This is a genomic window from Halorubrum sp. SD612, from assembly GCF_002135005.1.
In genome coordinates, this window is sequence record NZ_NEWI01000066.1 from 1 (window position 1) to 16471 (window position 16471).

Sequence of the window (16471 nt, forward strand, 5' to 3'; positions counted from 1 at the left end):
ACGAGGCGCGGAGCGACTACACCGTCGTCGCGAACCGCGACGGGAACCGCGTGCTCCGCGGGCGGCTCGAACTCAAGGAGACCTCCGCGGGCCCGCGCCCGGGGAAGTTCCGGGTGATCCGCGACGGCGAGGACCACCCCCGACAGCCGGACGAGTTCGTCGACCTCGCGCGCGCGGCTAGCCGGATCCGGATCTCCGAGCAGACCTCCCCCGAGAGCCGGGCGCGGCTGAAGGAGATGCTCGACGGCTACCAGCTGGAGGCGACGGCGGTCCGGACCTGCCGGCGGTGTGCGAGCGACGGCCGGTACGGACCGATCACCTCGGAGGAAGCGGTCGAACACAACGGCGAGCTGATCTGCCGCGACTGCGCCCGCCGGGAGCTAGAGCGAGAGCTGTCGTACAAGGGGGAGTTCACGGGCGCCGCCGAGGAGCGGCTGGAGGAGCTGCTGTACGAGTCCGGCGACTTAGACCGCATCGTCAACCTCCTCCAGGGCGGACTCGACCCCGACCTCACGAAGTACGACGAGGTGTCGGCGAACGTCGACGACGTCTCGCCCGTCCGGACGGAGGACCTCGATCTCCACCCCGACCTGTCCTCGCACCTCCAGGGGCGGTTCGAGGAGCTGCTCCCCGTTCAGAGCCTCTCCGTGCGGAACGGCCTGCTCGACGGCGACGACCAGCTGGTCGTGAGTGCCACGGCGACCGGGAAGACGCTCGTCGGCGAGCTGACCGGGATCGACCGCGCGCTGAAGGGCGACGGGAAGCTCCTGTTTCTGGTCCCGCTCGTCGCGCTCGCCAACCAGAAACACGAGGATTTCGAGGAGCGCTACGGCGGCCTGCTCGACGTCTCCATCCGCGTCGGCTCCTCGCGGGTGAACGACGACGGCAACCGGTTCGACCCGGGCGCGGACGTGATCGTCGGCACCTACGAGGGGATCGACCACGCGCTCCGGACCGGGAAAGACCTCGGCGACGTGGGGACGGTCGTCATCGACGAGGTCCACACGCTGAAGGAGGGCGAGCGCGGCCACCGCCTCGACGGGCTCATCTCCCGGCTGAAGTACTACAGCGAAGAGCGGATGGAGACGCATTCGGGGTACGACGGCACCCAGTTCGTCTACCTCTCGGCGACCGTCGGGAACCCCGAGTGGCTCGCCGAGCGGCTCCGCGCGACCCTCATCGAGTACGAGGAACGTCCCGTCCCCATCGAGCGACACGTCACGTTCGCCGACGGGCGCGAGAAGGCGCAGATCGCGGACAAGCTCGTGAAACGCGAGTTCGACACGAAGTCGTCGAAGGGGTACCGCGGGCAGACGATCATCTTCACGAACTCGCGGCGGCGCTGCCACGAGATCAGCCGCAAACTGCGGTACGACTCCGCGCCGTACCACGCCGGGCTCGACTACGGGCGCCGGAAGAAGGTCGAGCGCATGTTCGGCGATCAGGACCTCTCGGCGGTCGTCACCACCGCGGCGCTGGCGGCCGGGGTCGACTTCCCCGCCTCGCAGGTGATCTTCGACTCGCTGGCGATGGGGATCGAGTGGCTCTCCGTCCAGGAGTTCTCGCAGATGCTCGGCCGCGCCGGCCGCCCGGACTACCACGACCGCGGGCGCGTCTACCTCCTCGTCGAGCCCGACGGCGTGTACCACGGCTCGATGGACCGCACGGAGGACGAGGTGGCGTTCACCCTCCTGAAAGGCGAGATGGAGGACGTGGCGACCCACTACGACGAGACCGCGGCCGCAGAGGAGACGCTCGCGAACGTCGTCGTCGCCGGCAAGAAGGCCAAGCGCCTCAACGACCGCATGATCGGCGAGGTCCCCACCAAGCACGCGCTCGGGAAGCTGTTGGAGTGGAACTTCATCGACGGGTTCGAGCCGACGCCGCTCGGCCGCGGCGTCACCAGACACTTCCTCGCGCCCGACGAGGCGTTCTTCATCCTCGACTCGGTGCGGAAGGGGACCGACCCCTACGACATCGTCGCCGACCTCGAACGGCGCGACGACGAGGAGTGAGCGCGGCCGCAGTCGACCGCGGCGCGGAGCGCAACGAAACCCTTTAGCGGCTCTTCGGGGTACGTACAAGTGCGGGACCGTGGGTTAGTGGTATACTCCGAGCCTTGGGTGCTCGTGACCCCGGTTCGAATCCGGGCGGTCCCACTTCTGCGGCGCGAGCAACTCCGCGAGCGAGAGCGACCGATTGTTTATAAAGAGACGGGCGGTGGCGCGTGCCTCCGAGCGTCCGAAGGACGCGAGGAGCACGCGCGAGGGAGTCAGTCGCCGGAGCGAAGCGGAGGCGACTGACGAGGCTGGGGAGGTGTGAGGTGCTGTCGCGGTGCTGTGGGTGTGGGACTCAAAGGGGCAGCCGGGAGGGCGGCGCAGGTGACGCAAGCACCGCAGGAACGAGCGAGGCGAGTGACGAGGAGCGCAGCGAGCGTGCGCCGCCCTCGCGGCTGGGGCTTCGGGAGTGCCCGTACTACTCACGGGGATTATAAACAGAAACTGCTGTGTTGAGAACCGCTAATTCCGGGAGATTTCGACCGCATGTCGAATAGAGATAGTAGCTGAATGGCCTGTTTTGTTTTATTCCAAGCACCGGAATTTATTATAATATCCCTATCGATGTGCCCGTATGGCAACAGACGGTTCCCCGAAACCAAGCGACTCTGCGAGATTATTCGAAGGGAGAACGGTCCCTATCCTTCTCGGTATCGGACTCATGATAACCGGCCTATCGTTTCTCTTTGCGATTGTGCCACAGGTTGCGTTTGCGGTCTTGCTCATCCTCTCTGGGGCGATCCTGTTTAATTCATATTCGTGATATCCCACTGTGGTACACGCCGGTGATCCTCGGTTACGGATCATGGGGAAACCAATCAAAGGACGATATCAACGGCTCGGAGATCGAGACCGAATATCGCTTACTGAGGAGCGTTGAAGCTCACGTCGTCGTCGAGCTCGTTCGACATGCGCTCTAAGTAGGAGTACACGGCGCCGTGCGGGGCGCCGTCGAGCAGCATCCCGACGGCCCGCCGGACCACTTCCAGCTCCTCGGGCTGGCCGACGGCGCCCACGGTCGACCCGTAGACGACGACGTTCGCGCCCGACAGCTCCTCGATCAGTTCGCGCGTCCGGCCGTTCTCGCCGATGATGCGGCCCTTCTTGCGCTGGAGGTCGTTGTCGTTGCGGGTGTGTTCCGACAGGTCGATCAGGTCGAGCGTCCGGAGGTCGTGGTCGAGGATCGACAGCGCCGTCTCGGGCTTGAAGCCGCGCCCGATCGCCTTGATGATGTCGGGGGCCACCATCGCCGCCACGGGGTCGTCGCGCTCCTCGATGGCGACGCTCCCCGACTCCGAGTCGATGTCGAGCCGCACGTTCGCCCGCTCTTCGATCTCCCGCATCGTCTCGCCGCCGGCGCCGATGACGACGCCGATACGGTCCTGCGGAACCGTCACGTGTTGCATGCGAGGTGATACCCGGCGGAGCCTTTTAACAGTGTTCCGCCGCGGGCGGTGTGTGGCCGCGTGACGGTGGTCTCCGGCCGCTTTCCGGCGACGCGGCTCCGGTCTACTCCTCGGACGCCCCGTCCGACTCCCGCTCCGGCTCGCCGCTCGGATCGGGCTCCGGCTCCGTCACGTACGCGCGGAGGTCGTCGGAGTCGACGTCGATCCCCTGCCGGGTGAAGAACGTCGCCACGTTCTCGCAGTCGCGCTTCAGGAACTCCCCGGCGTTGGGGTGGTGGACCGTCACCGCCTGCCCGAGGTCGATGATCACCAGTTCGCCCTCGTGGATGATCATGTTGTACTCCGAGAGGTCGCCGTGGATCAGCCCGGCGCCGTACAGGCGACGCATGTACTCGCGGACGACCTCGTAGGCCGTCTCGGGGTTCTCCACGTCGACCTCGCTCAGCCGCCGGGCGCGCTCTTCGGCGTGGCCGACCAGCTCCATCACGAGGACGTTCCGCTGGACCGCGATCGGTTCGGGGACGCGGACGCCGGCCTTCCGCGCGCGTTCGAGGTTCGCGAACTCCTTGCGGGTCCACGCCAGCACGACCGCCTTCTTGTCGCTCGCGATCCCCTCGAACCGCGGGTCGCCCTCCAGGTAGTCGCGCATCTGCCGGAAGTTCGAGGAGTTGATCCGGTACACCTTCACCGCGACCTCGCGCTCCGGCGTGACGCCCTCGGGACCGCCGCCCGCGGCCGCCGAGCCCGGCTCCGGCCGCTCGCCCGCCTGCCCGCCGAGGGCCTCGAAGACGCTCGCCTCCTTGCCCGTCGACACCGGGCCGCCGAAGGCGTCGACGTAGCCGTCCTGAACCAGCTTGTAGACGGCCGCGAGCGTGGCGTCGTCGAACACCGACTCCTGTAGCTTGAACTGCTCGGTGTCCTTGATCCGCTTGCGGAACTCGTCGAACTCGCGGTCCTGCCGCCGGGCGATCCGGTCGGCCTCGGTGTCGGAGACGTCGAGCTGCTCCCACTCGTCGCCGGGCTGGTCCGCGGCTTCGAGCAGGCCGAAGTCCTCGCTCATTCGTCCCGGGGTTCGACGCCGCGAGGGATAAGCGAGGGGGTCGCGGGCCGCGGGACGTCCATCCGCCCCGCTACAGCACGTCGAGCGCGTCCTCGACCGGCATGTGTCCGTCGCGGACGGCCTCCAGTATCGTCCGGCGCTCCTCGGTCTCCGGGTCGGGCGAGTCCGCGTCGTCGCCGCTCCCGCCCTCGCCGACCTCCCCGAGCGTCACCTTCTCGGTCTCCCCGACGAACTCCGGGAAGTCGGTGCCGTCCGCGAGCGCTTTCTCCTTTTTGACGCGGTACGAGCCCGCGTCCGTGGTGTACAGGTCGCCCGGGTGGAAGAAGAACCAGTCCTCGCGGTCGAACCGGACCGCGATCCGGGCCTTCGCGCCGAAGTTCCGCGCGAAGAAGAGGAGCGCCTCCACCTCCTCGCCGGTGAGGTAGATCGGGTCGCCCGCGCTCGACTTCGCCTCGATGGCGTAGAACGTCTCGCCGTCGCCCGCGAGCACGTCGGGGAGCTCGCGCTCCGTCGCGGAGCCGCTGGCGGGTGCGCGCATCACGGCGAAGCCGGCCTCGTCCAAGGCGTTCACCAGCTCCCGCTCGCGGCGGTCCCCCTTCCGGTTAGCGGACACGGTCGTCGTCACCCGGTTCGGTCATACGCGTCGTAGCGGGGAGCCGGGCAAAAGCCCGGCGGGTCGCCGGTCCCGTTTCCGCGGGACCGTTCCGTCTCGCGTCAGCCGCGCAACCGCCACCACAGCGACCGGATCCTGTAGCCGACCGATCCCCGCTCGTACCCGTTCCAGCCGCTCATCCCGCCGGAGAGCGTCGACGCCTCGTAGCCCGCCTCGCCGAGCACGCGAGTCGCGCGCTTGGCGACGATCCCCATCTTACAGACGGTGACGACCTCGCGGTCGTCGGGGATCTCGTCGAGCCGGCGGCGGAGCGCTGCCTCGTCGCCGCCGCGAAGTTCGTCGTACACGGGGACGTTCCGGCTCCCGTCGATCGCGCCGGCCTCGAAGTCCTCCTCGGGGCGGATGTCCAGCAGGAACGGCTCGTCGTCGGTGCCGAGGCGCTCGTCCAGTTCGTCCGGGCGAATGCGGCTCATCGGCGGAGGGTCGGTCTCGCGGCGGAAATCCCTGCCGGGTGCGGCCGGTACTCGGCGACCAGCACCGCCCTCACTTCCGCACCCGCTCGGCGTGTTCGAGGACGACTCGCCCGAGTCGCTCGGTGCGGCGGCGGAGGTCGTCGTCGGTGATCCGCGGCCCGCCGTCTGAGGTGGCAGGGGCCGCGCCCGTCTCGACCTTCGACGAGGCGCCCTGAATGCCGACCTCGTGGGGGACGGTCCACGCGTGGACGTTCCGGAACGTCGACCGGAGGTGTTCGAGCGTGCCGCCGTAGGAGCCGCCGCCCGCTGTCGCGAGGAGGCCGACAGCGGTGTTCTCGTACTCGTCGGAGCCGCAGAAGTCGTGGAAGTTCTTGAACGTCGACGAGTAGGAGCCGCGGTAGACGGGGGTGCCCGCGAGGACGCCGTCGGCCTCGCGGACGCGGCGTTTCAGTTCCTCGCTGTCGCCCTGCGCGCCCTCGTCGGGGTGGTAGAGCGGGAGGTCGACGGCCGCGAGGTCGATCAGGTCGGTCTCCGCGCCGGCGTCGGCCGCGGCGTCGAGCGCGACGCGGAGCGCGGCTCGGGTGGTGCTGTCCGCGCTCCGACTGCCGGAGACAGCGACGATTCGGGTCATAATCCGGGTTCGGGGGCAAGTAATAAAAACGGAGGCGATCGAAGCGGTCCGAAGACGAAATCACAGTCGCCGACGGTTTGTCCACGGCTCTGGGGGGAGCGTTTCGCTTTTTTAAATCCAGTCGATTGTTTATAAGTAATCGACAACGGACCGGCGGCGAACACCGCCAAAGCCCCAGCCGCTCGGCGATACGTGATTGCTCGTAAAACGACGGCGAACACCGCCAAAGCCCCAGCCGCGAGGACTCGCGTGACTCGCTGCGCGCCTCGGTCGCTCACTTCGTTCGCTCCCTGCGGTGCTTGCGTCGTCAGGCTTCGTCCTCGCGGCTGCCCCTTTGAGTCCCGCCCCGCACCGCTCAGCACCGCAGCCTCACGCCTCCTCAGCCTCGTCGGCCGACCTCCGCTTCGCTCCGGTCGGCCGACTCCCTCGCGTGGCGCGGTCGCCGGACTACGTCCGGCTGCCAGAGGGACCTTCGGTCCCTCGCTGTTCGCGCCGCGGTGCGGCGCTCACCGGCACGCGCCACCGCGGCCGTTTATAAACAACCGCGATCGATTTGCTCACGCAAGCCTCGCGGCCGACACGGGGCATTATTGTCCCCGCCGCCGACGTGGCCGACATGGACCAGATAGCCTTCGGCACGGACGGGTGGCGCGCGACACTCGACACGTTCACCGACGAGCGCGTGCGGATCGTGGGACAGGCGATCGCCGACCACCTCGACGCGGCGGGGCACGACGAACCGGTCGCGGTGGGGTACGACGCCCGCGAGACCTCGGAGGGGTTCGCCGAGAGCCTCGCGGAGGTGTTCGCGGGCAACGGCTTCGACGTGATCCTCCCCGAGCGCGACGCGCCGACGCCGGTGATCGCCCACGCTATCGTCGACCGCGGACTGGCCGGCGCGTGTATGATCACCGCCTCGCACAACCCGCCCGAGTACAACGGCGTGAAGTTCATCCCGCACGACGGCGCGCCGGCGCTGCCGGACGTGACCGAGGATGTCGTCGACCGGCTCGCCGAGCCCGACCTGCTCCCCGAAGCCGAGCGCGGCGACATCTCTCGGGTCGACCTCGTGAGCGAACACGCCGACGCGGCCCGCGAGGTCGTCGGCCGCGTCGCCGGAGACGGGGACGGCGTCGACCTCGACGGGCTCACGGTCGCGTACGACGCGATGCACGGGAGCGGGCGCGGCGTCACGGACGCGCTCCTCGAGTCGGCCGGCGCGGAGGTGGAGCGCCTGCGCTGCGAGCGCGACGTGACCTTCGGCGGCGACTCCCCCGAGCCGTCGGCCGAACACCTCGGAGAACTGGCCGAGCGCGTCACCGACCCCGAGAGCGACGTGGATCTGGGGATCGCCAACGACGGCGACGCCGACCGGATCGCGGTCGTCACGCCCGAGCGCGGCGTCCTCGACGCGAACCTCTTCTACGCCGCCTGCTACGACCGTCTCTTGGAGACCGACTCCGGGCCCGCGGTCCGCACCGTCTCGACGACATTCCTCGTCGACCGCATCGCCGAGGCGCACGGCGAGGCGGTGTACGAGACCCCGGTCGGCTTCAAGTGGGTCGCCGAGGCGATGGGTGAGCACGACGCGCTGTTCGGCGGCGAGGAGTCCGGCGGGTTCACCCTCCGCGGTCACGTCCGGGAGAAGGACGGCGTGCTGATGGGGCTGCTCGCGGCCGCGACCCACGCCGCCGAGCCGTTCGACGCGCGCGTCGACCGCCTGCTCGACGAGCACGGCCACATCGCGGCCGGAAAAGTGTCGCTCGACTGCCCGGACGACCGGAAAGAAGCGGTCCTCGACGAGCTGGAGGACCACATCCCGGAGGCAGTCGGCGGGTCCCCCGTAGCGAAGGTCGTCACGCTCGACGGGTTCAAGCTCCTCTTAGAGAGCGGCTCGTGGCTGCTCGTCCGCCCCTCGGGCACCGAGCCGAAGCTCCGGGTGTACGCCGAGGCCGACTCCGACGAGGCCGTCGACGACCTGCTCGCCGAGGGGCGCGACCTCGTCGAGCCGCTCGTCTGAGGGCCGCGCGCGACGACCGGCGCGATCGGTCCGGGAACCCGCTCCCGCGCGGACGAGTTTCAGTTCCGTCTTGCGTTCGGCTCGTCTACTCATGAATTACCCTCGTACCGTCGTGTACCGCCTGGCGCGGCGCAGGCCACACACGGTCGACGAGCCACTGTCAGGGCCCGAGCGCACCGACGTGAACCCGACACCGCTCGCGGAGCCGGCCGACGGCGCCCCGACGGACGGGCCGATCCGAGCCGCCCGACCCCGGCGACGGAGCGCCCCGCGGCCCCGGTAGCGAGGAGCCCCGCGACCTCACGCGCGATCCGGCGGACGACGGCGCGGACGCGGAGGCGAGAGGCCGGGACGCCGACGAGGCGGAGACCCTCGAATACCGGCTCGAACGGCTCCGCCCACTGCGAGCCGTGGTGACGCTCGGGGTCGTCGTCGCCCGGCTCATCCGGTCGGTTTGAGCGTTTCCGTGCCGACCCGATCGGGTGTCTTTTTAGGGGATACCGCCCTAGCCGAACGTATATGTTCAAGGCCATCGTGGGCGCGTCGACGTTTCAGGACGCGCTCGATTCGGTGAGCGTGTTGGTCGACGAGTGTAAGATCCGCCTGAACGAGGAGGAGCTCTCCATCCGGGCCGTCGACCCCGCCAACGTCGGCATGGTCGACCTCACGCTGGAGGCGGCCGCGTTCGAGTCCTACGACGCCGACGGCGGCGTCATCGGCGTCAACCTCGCCCGCCTGGAGGACATCGCCGGCATGGCCAACTCGGGCGACCTGATCCACCTCGAACTCGACGAGGAGACCCGCAAGCTCCACATCGAGATCGACGGCCTCTCGTACACCCTCGCGCTCATCGACCCCGACTCGATCCGCCAGGAGCCGGACATCCCGGACCTCGATCTCGCCTCCGAGATCGTCGTCGAGGGCGCCCAGCTCGACCGCGGGATCAAGGCCGCCGACATGGTCTCCGACCACATCCGCCTCCGCGTCGACGAGACCGACGAGGCGTTCTTCATCGAGGCCGAGGGCGACACCGACGACGTGAACCTCAAGCTCGACCGCGAGGACCTCATCGCGCTCACCGCCGGCCCCGCTGACTCGCTGTTCAGCCTCGACTACCTCAAGGACATGAACAAGGCGATCCCCTCCGACGCCGAGGTCACCGTCGAGCTCGGCGAGGAGTTCCCCGTCAAGCTCCACTACGGCTTCGCCGAGGGGCTCGGACAGGCAACGTATATGCTTGCACCGAGGATTCAGAGCGAGTAAATTACCGAGGGAAGCGTGTCCAGGATGCGGAGAGTCGTTCAAGCGGGTCGGTAGTCACTGGGCACGCGGAAGCTGTTACTACCCCGAAACACCCACGTACCTTCGCGAGATCCTCGTCGGCTGTTTCATGGGTGACGGGGGGTCCGTCCCAAAGACGAACGACGGTGCTCACGGCCTGTTCCGTCTCCCGATGGTTACAAGCAATCCTTGGAGTGGTTCGACCACGAGATGGGGGTGTTGAGACCGGTGTCCGATTAAAAAAAGACGGCAACGGAGCTGGCACATAGTAACCGTGAATCGGGGTTCAGTCCAAATGCGAGGGCTGAGAACTATCACGATATGTATACCGTCATATCGCGATCTCACCCGTTCATGCGGTCACTTCGTCGGTGGTACCGATCCGGCGAGAAGCGGTTCCCAGAGAGTCTATCGCTGACGCCACGGATCGCCAAGATGTGGTACGTCTGTGACGGGTGTCTCGATGTTCAGGAGTACGGCGAACCGAGAACAGCAATACGGATACGACACCGAGACGACCGTCAGGGGTTCTTTTTAATCTATTCGAGGAGATTGGCCTCTCACCGTCGTACGGCCGCGAAACGATCCGCTTCGGGGTCGAAGAGACTCACTCGTTCCTCGACTGAAGCACCCCACCGCCCGGATTCGAGTACAAGTGGGTACTCGACTCGCGAGAGCGCTACGATCGTCTGAAGGCACAGGCGTACGGCGAGGCACACGCTTTATAAACCGTCTACGACCGGAACCGACACCGTCACCCACGTCCCCCGCGGCTCCCGGTCGGCGTACTCGACGTCGGCGCCGACCGCGGCGGCGCCCCACGCGACGACCCACAGGCCCAGCCCGGAGCCGTGTTCGAGGGCGGTCTCACGCCCGGACTCGACCGCCTCGACTTCGTGCTCGGGGATCCCGGGCCCGTCGTCCGCGACGGCGAGCACGAACCGCGCGTCGCCCTCGCCCTCGTGGCCGCCGTCGCCTCCGCGCTCCTCTCGACGGAGCGCGACCCGCACCCACGCCCCGCCGTCATCGCGTTCTGTTCCCTGACCGTCGTGGTGATCGAGCGCGTTCTCCACCGTGTTCTCGACGACCGCGCGGAGCGCGTCGAGCCGGACCCGCGTGACCCACTCGTCGTCGTCGGCGTCTCCGGTCGTCCGCTCGCCGACGGAAGTCGCCGCCCCGCCGTCGGCGGTCGTCGGCTCGCCGTCGACCGCGAGTTCGATCGCCGCGTCGTCGCGGCCACGGGCGTCCGCGACGGCCGATGTCACGAGGTCGCGCACGTCCGTCGGCTCGGGGTCCCGATCTTCGAGCAGCCGCTCGACGGTCCCGGCCTTCTCGCCGAGCGCGGCCAGCGCGCCCGCGCGACGCTCGACCGCGTCGGCCATCTGAACGAGTTCCGAGTCGTCGACGCGATCGCGGAGGATCTCGCCGTACCCGCGGACGACGCCCGCGTCGTTGCGGAGGTTGTGACGCAGGATGCGGTTGAGCACCTCCAGCTGCTGGCGTCGGCGCTCGCGGTCGGTGACGTCCGAGAGGACGAGAGTGTACCCGACGTGGGTGCCGTTGGGGTCGGTGAGCCGGGAGACCGACACCGCGTACGTGCGGCTGCGGGCGCCGTCGCCGGCGTCGATCTCGACCGTCTCGCGGGAACCGCCCGCTTCGTCGTCCGGGCCGGACTCGCCGCCGTCCGGTTCGCCCTCGCCCGCGTCGCCGATGCGGACCGGGAGATCGAGGAAATCGGCGAGCGGGCGGTCGCGGGCGGTCTGGGCGTCGACGCCGAGCACCGTTTCGGCCGCGGGGTTGATCCGGACGATGCGGCGGTCGAGCGCCAGCGCCACGATGGGGTCGCGGAGGTCGTCGATCGCGGTGCGCTCCGCGGCGCGGCTGGTGGTCGGGTTCCGGTCGAACATCTCCGCGCGGTCGAACGCATACGCGTCGAGGAGCAGGTGCGGGACGAACATCACCGGCGCGAGCTGGAGTTGGGGCACCGGGCCGAGCGCCAGCGCCCACGCGACCAGCGCGAACCCGGGCGGCAGCGAGCTCAGCGCGACCGCGGCGCTCTCGCGGCGGTACAGCGGCCCGTAGCTGAGCAGCGTGTCGACGAGGAGGAACACGGCGCTGGCGACGAGGACCGTCTCCGCGGCGACCGTCAGGTACGCCCACGGCCCGAACGCGTACGAGACGGTCTCGACGCCGAAGGCGGGGTCGCGCGCGAAGTCGGTCCAGAAGACACCGTGGAGCGAGTTCGTGACGACGAGCGCGGACGAGAGTGCGCCGAACCCGACGACCGCCGCGAACAGGCGGCTCCGGACCACGTCGCTCCGGCCCGTGTACTCCAGTGCGAACCCGAGGAAGGCGATCCCTGTCCAGATCACGCCCAGCCACATCGTCGCCTCCAGCGCGGCTCGGATCGCCGGTTCGGAGACCAGCAGGCCGACGCCGTAGGAGAGACACCACGTCGCCTGCGCGGCGAACACACCGAGGAACCAGTCGACGCCGGGGCGGCCGCGGTGTTCGCGGATCGCCCACGCGAGCGCGAGCGCCCCCGCCCCGCCCGCGAGGGAGCCGACGGCGGGCCACGCGGGAACGAGGTCGAGGGCCATTCGTCGGGTACGACGGCGACGGCGGGGGTAAAGCTGTCGTGGGGCGGCGGTCCGTCCGGTCCGCGCTCCGGACGAACCGGCGCTACAGATGCCGCTCGATGACTCGCTTCGCGGCCTGTCCCTTCTCTTTCCAGCCGTACCCCTCGTCGTACACGTGGCGCTTGGCGTCGACGAGCTCGCCGGGCGTCGACTCCTCGAAGCCGCCGCGGTCCCACGCGCCCGACTCGCGGAGCCACTCGATCACGTTCTCGCGGGTCTCGGGCCACGAGAGCCCGACCATCTCGTACCACGCCACCATCGCGAACACCGCGTTGTCGTGACAGCCCGGGACCGAGCCGTGCTCGTAGACGGTGCGCATCGGGTCGCGAGTCGGCTCCGAGACGCGTTCCTTGAACTCCGTGGCGGTGAGCAGGCGGAGCCGGTCGCCGTCCTCGACGACGCGCTGGTCGCGGCGGAGCGCGCCGAGCGCGGCCTTGTGGAGCCCGCCCCACTCCGCCGGGACCGCGTCCCGCAGCGCCGCTTCCGGGAGGCCGTCGGGCTCCGCGGACAGCACCGACAGGAGGTCGGTGTACGCCTTCTCGACGGTCGGCCAGCTCACGCCCTCGAACTCACAGTCGGCGTCGTGAAGGCTGTTCGTCGTCCGACAGCCGGGGCACGGGTAGCGGAACGTCGGCACGAGGCGACGCTTCGACGCCGCGGGAGTTAGGGGTTTCGCGACGACGGTCACGAACGTTAGCGGGGTTCCGAAACGTTTACTCACCGGCCGGTCGCGAATCTACACGGTATGACAAAGGTCAGCGTTATCGGTGCGGCGGGGACCGTCGGAGCCGCGGCCGGCTACAACCTCGCGTTACGCGACGTGGTCGACGAGCTCGTCTTCGTGGACATTCCGGACCAGCGCGAGACGACGATCGGACAGGCTGCCGACGCGAACCACGGCGTCGCGTACGACTCGAACACGACCGTCCGGCAGGGCGAGTACGAGGACACCGCCGGCTCGGACGTGGTCGTCATCACGGCGGGCATCCCGCGCAAGGAGGGGCAGACCCGGATCGACCTCGCCGGCGACAACGCGCCGATCATGGAGGACATCGGGTCCTCGATCGCCGAGCACAACGACGACTTCGTCACCGTCACCACCTCGAACCCGGTCGACCTGCTCAACCGCCACCTCTACGAGGCGGGCGACCGCGACCGCCACAAGGTGGTCGGCTTCGGCGGCCGGCTCGACTCCGCGCGCTTCCGCTACGTCCTCTCCGAGCGCTTCGACGCGCCCGTCCAGAACGTCGAGGCGACGATCCTCGGCGAACACGGCGACGCGCAGGCGCCCGTCTTCTCGAAGGTGCGCGTCGACGGCCGCGACCCGTCGTTCGACGCCGACGAGAAAGAGCAGATCCTCGCGGACCTCCAGGAGTCCGCGATGGACGTGATCAGCCGGAAGGGCGCGACGCAGTGGGGACCCGCCACCGGCGTCGCCCACACCGTCGAGGCCATCCTCAACGACACCGGCGAGGTGCTCCCCTGTTCGGTCGTGCTCGACGGCGAGTACGGCTACGACGACACCGCGCTCGGCGTCCCCGCGAAGCTCGGCGCGAACGGCGTCGAGGAGGTCGTCGAGTGGGACCTCGACGAGTACGAGGCCGAACTGCTCGACGAGGCCGCCGAGAAGCTCTCCGAGCAGTACGAGAAGATCGCGTAGCGAGCGCCCGGTTTTACCACCGTCTTTTTATCGCTGCCGCACCCCCGTCCGGCCATGAACCGCGCCGAGATCGACACCGACGACCTCCTGAAGATCGTGCTGCTGCTCGTCGTCGTGTGGCTTCTCCTGGAGATCGTCGGGGCCGTCCTCGAGGTCGCCTTCTGGCTGCTCGACGCCCTCCCGACGCTGATCGGGATCGCGCTCGTCGTCGTGATCGCCTTACACCTCACCGATCGGATCTGAGGCGGACGCCGACGTGTTCAGCCTCAACGTCCCGCTCCCGCCCGCGATCGACCGCCTCGCCGGCGATCTCCACCCGAAACTGACGGGGTTCGATCGCGTCCGCGAGCGTCACACCCTCGTCTGTAAGCGCTTCGGCGTCGAGAACGTGCGACGCGGAGAGCGCGACGGGGGCGATGAACGCGGAGAGGGCGAGGGGGGCGAGGAACGTGGAGGGGACCGACCCGTCCCGCCTCGTCAGGAGGCCCTCGACCGGCTGCGCGAACGCCTTCGTCGACCGCTCGCGCCCGCCGACCCGTTCGAGGTCGCCGTGACCGGGATCGACGTCTTCGACGCGCCGCGGTCGGGGTCGCGGCCGATCGTGTATCTGACGGTCGAGAGCGACGGGCTCGTTCGGCTTCACCGCAGGCTCTGTGCGGCGTTCGGGACGGTGGAGGGAATCGAGGGCGACGCGTACGTCCCGCACGTGACGCTGGCGCGGGGCGGCGACCCGGAACCGGGCGCGGTCGCCGACCTCGTCGAGACCGAGTTCGACCCGGTCCGGTGGCGCGTCCATGCGCTCGACGCGTGGGACCCGGAGTACCGGGAGGTCGCGGCGACGGTCGATCTGTAGGGCGAACCGGAGGTTACGCGTCGTCGACCGCGTCCGGTTCCTCGACCGCGTGGTGCGGCCCCACCGGCCCGTGGGTCGGGCAGACGCCCGCGATCGGGGTGGCGTTGAGACAGCAGGCGCGGCGATCGGTCGCAACGAGACCGCTCGAGAGCGGATCGCCGCACCGGGCGCAGTACGCGTCGGCGGGGGCGGACATCTACCGCTCGCGGATCCGCATCGGCACCGGATGGCTCGGGTGCATGGTGAGCGAGCCGCGCAAGGAGAGGTCCGGTCCCTCGTAGCCGAGTTCGAACTGCGAGCAGATCTCCGCGAGGATGATCTTCGCCTCCAGCAGCGAGAACGCCTTCCCGATACAGTGGCGCGGGCCCCCGCCGAAGGGGAAGAAGGCGAACCGGGGGCGCTCGCTCCGGCGCTTGGGCGTCCAGCGGTCGGGGTCGAACGTCTCGGGGGCGTCGTACCACCGCTCGGACCGGTGGGTCACCCACTGCGACACCATCAGCGCGGACCCCTCCGGGATCCGGTACCCCCCCAGTTTCACGTCGAGCTTCGGCTCGCGAAACAGGGTGTAGACGGGCGGGTAGAGGCGCATCGACTCGTTGAGCACGCGCTCGGTGTACGCCATGTCGCGGACGTCGGCCGCGGTCGGCGGGCCGTCGGCGGTCGCCGTCTCGGCCTCGCGCTCGACCTCGCGACGAGCCTCAGGGTGATTCGAGAGCAGGTAGAACGTGTACGTCAGCGCGAGCGCGGTCGTGTCGTGGCCGGCGAGCAGCATCGTCACCAGCTCGTCGCGGAGGTTCTCGTCGGTCTGCTCGCCGCGGTCGCGGGCGCGTAGGAGGACCGAGAGCAGGTCCATCGGCAGGTCGCCGTCGCCGTCCCCGGCCGGGCCGGGCACCGCGACGCCCTCCGCGCCGGCGGGGTCGACGCTCGGGTCGCGCTCCGTGCCCCGGCGGCGGTCGACGATCCCGTCGATGACGGATTCGAGGGTGTCGATCGCGGCGTCGAACTCGCGGTTCTCGCGGGTCGGCACCCAGTTCGGGATCAGGAACCGCCGCGGGTCGGGCTCGAACCGCGCGCCGAGCGGCTCCAAGTTCTCTTGGACCGTCTTCACCTCCTCGTCGGTGATGTCGGCGCCGAACATCGCCGAGACGATGATCTTCACGGTGAGGCGGGCGACCTCGAGCTGGATGTCGACGACCTCGCCGTCGGCCCAGTCCGCGAGCTGCGACTCCGTGTGGTCGACCATCGTCCCGTCGAGCGCGCCGATCCGGCGGTTGTGGAACGAGGGGTTCGCGAGCGTGCGCTGGCGCTGCCACGTGTCGCCGTCGCTCATGAGGAGACCGTCGCCGAGCAGCGTGTCCATCGCGTCGTCGCCGAACTGGGGCTTCCGGTAGCGTTCGGCGTCGGCGACGAGCACGCGCTCGACGTCGGCGGGGTTCGTGAGCAGGTACGTCTCTCTGGGACCGAGGTCGAGCCGCACCACGTCACCGTAGCTGTCGGCGCAGGCGCGGAGGAAACCGAAGGGGTCGTCAGCGAACTGGCGACCGTTCCCGAACAGGGGGTCGCCGAGCGGCCCGGGCGGCGTAACGGACATACGTTTTGTGGGGGCTGAGCGGGGTTAAACGTTCGGCGGTGCCGAGAGAACGGGGGAGCGAAAGCGGACGGGACTGGGGGCGGTAGGGGAGTTATCTGGCGTCGAGCTGTTCGACGCGGGCGATCAGCTCGTCGACGGCCGCCTCCTGGTCGTCGGTGGCGTCGACGATGCGCTCGGTCGCGTCCTC

The 16471-nt window shown here is 69.2% G+C and carries 15 protein-coding genes and 1 tRNA gene; 7 read left to right on the top strand and 9 right to left on the bottom strand.

Annotated features, from left to right (window positions below):
• Nucleotides 1-2015: DEAD/DEAH box helicase (locus B9G38_RS09040; RefSeq protein ID WP_086220175.1), on the top strand; the 2015-nt coding region annotated here is incomplete at its 5' end.
• 73 nt (nt 2016-2088) lie between these two features.
• Nucleotides 2089-2159 (top strand) — tRNA-Pro (locus tag B9G38_RS09045).
• 761 nt (nt 2160-2920) lie between these two features.
• Here B9G38_RS09045 and B9G38_RS09050 read toward each other — a convergent pair.
• From B9G38_RS09050 to B9G38_RS09070, 5 genes are all read right to left on the bottom strand, one after another.
• Nucleotides 2921-3463 (bottom strand): KH domain-containing protein, encoded by a 543-nt coding sequence (locus B9G38_RS09050; protein ID WP_017343573.1) that lies wholly within the window; start codon nt 3461-3463, stop codon nt 2921-2923.
• Nucleotides 3464-3566: 103 nt separating this feature from the next.
• Entirely contained in the window at nt 3567-4523 is a 957-nt protein-coding gene (gene rio1, locus B9G38_RS09055) for a serine/threonine-protein kinase Rio1 (RefSeq protein WP_086220176.1), read from the bottom strand.
• A 70-nt stretch (nt 4524-4593) separates the two neighbouring features.
• Complete coding sequence (gene hjc / locus B9G38_RS09060; protein WP_086220177.1) at nt 4594-5148, bottom strand: Holliday junction resolvase Hjc; 555 nt, start codon at nt 5146-5148, stop codon at nt 4594-4596.
• An 89-nt stretch (nt 5149-5237) separates the two neighbouring features.
• Complete coding sequence (locus tag B9G38_RS09065) at nt 5238-5609, bottom strand: rhodanese-like domain-containing protein (protein ID WP_086220178.1); 372 nt, start codon at nt 5607-5609, stop codon at nt 5238-5240.
• Nucleotides 5610-5679: 70 nt separating this feature from the next.
• Nucleotides 5680-6240, bottom strand: a complete 561-nt coding sequence (locus B9G38_RS09070) for an NADPH-dependent FMN reductase (RefSeq protein WP_086220179.1) — start codon at nt 6238-6240, stop codon at nt 5680-5682.
• A gap of 616 nt (nt 6241-6856) precedes the next feature.
• On the opposite strand from B9G38_RS09070, the gene B9G38_RS09075 reads away from it, so the two are divergent.
• Complete coding sequence (locus tag B9G38_RS09075) at nt 6857-8260, top strand: phosphoglucomutase/phosphomannomutase family protein (RefSeq protein WP_086220180.1); 1404 nt, start codon at nt 6857-6859, stop codon at nt 8258-8260.
• Nucleotides 8261-8779: 519 nt separating this feature from the next.
• Nucleotides 8780-9523, top strand: a complete 744-nt coding sequence (locus B9G38_RS09080) for a DNA polymerase sliding clamp (protein ID WP_049932029.1) — start codon at nt 8780-8782, stop codon at nt 9521-9523.
• A gap of 740 nt (nt 9524-10263) precedes the next feature.
• Here B9G38_RS09080 and B9G38_RS09085 read toward each other — a convergent pair.
• Nucleotides 10264-12141, bottom strand: a complete 1878-nt coding sequence (locus tag B9G38_RS09085) for a histidine kinase N-terminal 7TM domain-containing protein (RefSeq protein WP_086220181.1) — start codon at nt 12139-12141, stop codon at nt 10264-10266.
• An 82-nt stretch (nt 12142-12223) separates the two neighbouring features.
• Nucleotides 12224-12817 carry a hypothetical protein gene (locus B9G38_RS09090; protein WP_086220183.1) on the bottom strand — a complete coding sequence of 198 codons (594 nt, stop codon included), beginning with the start codon at nt 12815-12817 and terminating at the stop codon, nt 12224-12226.
• A 108-nt stretch (nt 12818-12925) separates the two neighbouring features.
• Here B9G38_RS09090 and mdh point away from each other — a divergent pair, with 108 nt between their 5' ends.
• Genes mdh through B9G38_RS09105 form a run of 3 tightly spaced genes read left to right on the top strand, consistent with a single transcriptional unit; the run spans nt 12926 to nt 14693 of the window.
• Nucleotides 12926-13840, top strand: coding sequence for a malate dehydrogenase (mdh, locus tag B9G38_RS09095; RefSeq protein WP_049932026.1), 915 nt, complete (start codon nt 12926-12928; stop codon nt 13838-13840).
• A gap of 54 nt (nt 13841-13894) precedes the next feature.
• Entirely contained in the window at nt 13895-14083 is a 189-nt protein-coding gene (locus B9G38_RS09100; protein ID WP_049932025.1) for a hypothetical protein, read from the top strand.
• Nucleotides 14084-14096: 13 nt separating this feature from the next.
• Nucleotides 14097-14693 carry a 2'-5' RNA ligase family protein gene (locus tag B9G38_RS09105; protein ID WP_086220182.1) on the top strand — a complete coding sequence of 199 codons (597 nt, stop codon included), beginning with the start codon at nt 14097-14099 and terminating at the stop codon, nt 14691-14693.
• 13 nt (nt 14694-14706) lie between these two features.
• Here B9G38_RS09105 and B9G38_RS09110 read toward each other — a convergent pair whose 3' ends face one another.
• Together B9G38_RS09110 and B9G38_RS09115 are read right to left on the bottom strand one after the other, a co-directional pair.
• Complete coding sequence (locus B9G38_RS09110) at nt 14707-14889, bottom strand: hypothetical protein (RefSeq protein WP_049932022.1); 183 nt, start codon at nt 14887-14889, stop codon at nt 14707-14709.
• Nucleotides 14890-16284 (bottom strand): cytochrome P450, encoded by a 1395-nt coding sequence (locus B9G38_RS09115; protein WP_049932021.1) that lies wholly within the window; start codon nt 16282-16284, stop codon nt 14890-14892. It abuts the gene before it with no gap.
• Nucleotides 16285-16471 lie beyond the last annotated feature (187 nt).